We start from the raw sequence: 2,450 nt of genomic DNA on the forward strand, positions 1-2,450 counted from the left end.
CGATTGTGGCTCGGGACGGCAGCTCTGCCGGCGCCTGGGCTGCGCACGATCGCAGACCACGCCGGGGTGGACCGCAAGACCGTCCGACGCTACGTCGACGCCGCTCAATCTGCCGGGCTGACGAGGGACGACACCGCAGCCGACATCGATGACGAGTTGATCGCTGCGGTCGTCGATACCGTGCGCCCCGACCGGCCTCATGGGCATGGTGCGGCCTGGGAACAGTTGATTCCTCACGAGGAGCAGATCACCAGGTGGGTGGCAGGAGACGGTGAGCAGAAACCACTGACGATCACCAAAATCGAAGTGCTCCTCGCCCGCCAAGGCTGCGTGGTGCCGTACCGGACGCTGCACCGGTTCGCTACCGAGCGGTGCGGTTTCGGCCGCAAGGACCTCACCGTTCGAGTCGTCGACGGAGATCCGGGTGTCGAATGCCAAGTCGACTTCGGGTATCTGGGGATGCTCACCGACCCCGAGGACGGTCGGGCCCGAAAAGTCCACGCCCTGATCTTCACCGCCGTGTACAGCCGACACATGTTCGTGTGGCTGACCTATTCGCAGACGCTGGCGGCGGTGATCGCCGGATGCGAGGCGGCATGGAAGTTCTTCGGCGGGGCCTTCGCGGTCCTGATTCCCGACAACCTCAAACCCGTCGTCACCGCCGCGGATCCGATCACCCCGCACTTCAGCGACGGTTGGCTCGACTACAGCAGTCACGTCGGATTCGTCACCGACCCCGCACGGATCCGCTCACCGAAGGACAAACCCCGTGTCGAACGCACGGTGCAGTACGTGCGCGGGAACTTCTGGGCCGGTGAACGCTTCACTGATCTCGCCGAAGCGCAGGATGCGGTTGTTCGGTGGTGCAGCACCACTGCGGGCATGCGTATCCACGGCACCACCTGTGCACGGCCGCTGGACATCTTCGACGCTGCCGAACAGCCCATGCTGTTGCCGATGCCGGCGATCTACGACGTGCCGATCTTCAAGGACGTGAAAGTGCACCGTGATTTCCACGCAGAAGTCGGGCGGGCGTTGTATTCGTTGCCGCAACAGTGGATCGGATCGACGCTGTCGGTGCGCGCCGACACCGAACTGGTGAAGTTCTATCACCGCGGCACCCTGGTGAAGATTCACCCCCGCAAGCCCGCTGGTGGACGGAGCACCGACCGCGCTGACCTGCCCGAACACAAGTCCGACTACGCGCTACGTGATGTCACCTCCCTGATCGCAAAGTGCACCGCGCACGGGCCGAACATCGGGATCTACGCCGAACGCATCCTCGACGACCCGCTGCCGTGGACGAGGATCCGCAGCGTCTACCGTCTGCAAGGACTGGTCCGCCGCTACGGAGGAGAACGGGTCGAGCAGGCCTGCTCACTGTCCCTCGATCTCGACGTCGTCTCGGTCACCAAGATCGCCTCGATGCTCGAGCGCGCCACCGAGAAGACCTCGCCGGAGCTGCCGAAAGCAGTCGGGCACACCGCATCACGATTCTCACGTGATCCGTCCGAATTCAACACTGCTGCAACTACACCCGCACTGTCAGTCGTCGGCGACAGCGCCGAGAACACGGAGACCCACCGATGAGCACCCACACCCGCACCGCAGCCACCGAACCTGTCGGCACCGACATGATCCGACTGCTCAAAGCCCTCAAACTCGGGGCGCTGGCCGACACGCTGCCCGAACGCGCAGCCCTGGCCCGTCAACACAAACTCAGCCACATCGGGTTCCTCGAAGTACTCCTCGCCGACGAAGTAAACCGACGTGAATCACGTTCGGCGACACTGCGAGCCACCAAAGCAGGACTTGACCCGGCGATGGCGTTCGATACCTGGAATGCACTCGACGATCTGCGCTACGACCGGACACTCCTCGGAGATCTGACCTCATTGCGGTTCCTCGACAACCAGCAGTCCGCGATCGTCCTCGGCCCCGTCGGCGTCGGCAAGACCCACCTGGCAACAGCATTAGGGCACATGGCAATTCGTCGACGACACAGTGTCCTGTTCGCGCGATCGGACAAACTGTTCACCCGGCTCCGCGCAGCCAGACTGGACAACACCGTCGACGCCGAGATCCGCAGGTTGACCGCAATCGACGTCCTCATCATCGACGATTTCGCGCTGCGACCGCTCGATGCCACCGAAACCAACGACTTCTACGAGCTGGTAGTCGATAGGCACAAGAAGAAGACCACGATCGTCACATCCAATCGCGAGCCGTCCGAGTGGCTGACCATGACCGCAGACACCCTCCTCGCCCAATCCGCGATCGACCGGTTGACCTCCAACGCCCACACACTCGTCGTCGAAGGACCGTCCTACCGTCAACGCACCCGCCCCGGAGCGGTTGACGCCGACACCGACAACACGCATCCTCAATAACGCGCCAAGGTGGTCCCTACCCTCTGGCAATCAGGTGGTCCCATCAACCTGGCAAGCGAC

At 63.3% G+C, this 2,450-nt stretch carries 2 protein-coding genes; both read left to right on the plus strand.

The window, feature by feature from the left end:
* The coding region (gene istA / locus RZ1_RS29235) for an IS21 family transposase (RefSeq protein WP_244899420.1) at nt 1-1,590 on the plus strand (1,590 nt) is incomplete at its 5' end.
* The gene (gene istB, locus RZ1_RS29240) at nt 1,587-2,390 is read left to right on the plus strand and encodes an IS21-like element helper ATPase IstB (protein WP_072816426.1); all 804 of its coding nucleotides are present in this window, start codon (nt 1,587-1,589) and stop codon (nt 2,388-2,390) included. The genes istA and istB, both read left to right, overlap by 4 nt.
* Nucleotides 2,391-2,450 lie beyond the last annotated feature (60 nt).

This window comes from Rhodococcus zopfii NBRC 100606 = JCM 9919 (genome assembly GCF_001895025.1).
GTDB classification, from domain to species: domain Bacteria; phylum Actinomycetota; class Actinomycetes; order Mycobacteriales; family Mycobacteriaceae; genus Rhodococcus; species Rhodococcus zopfii.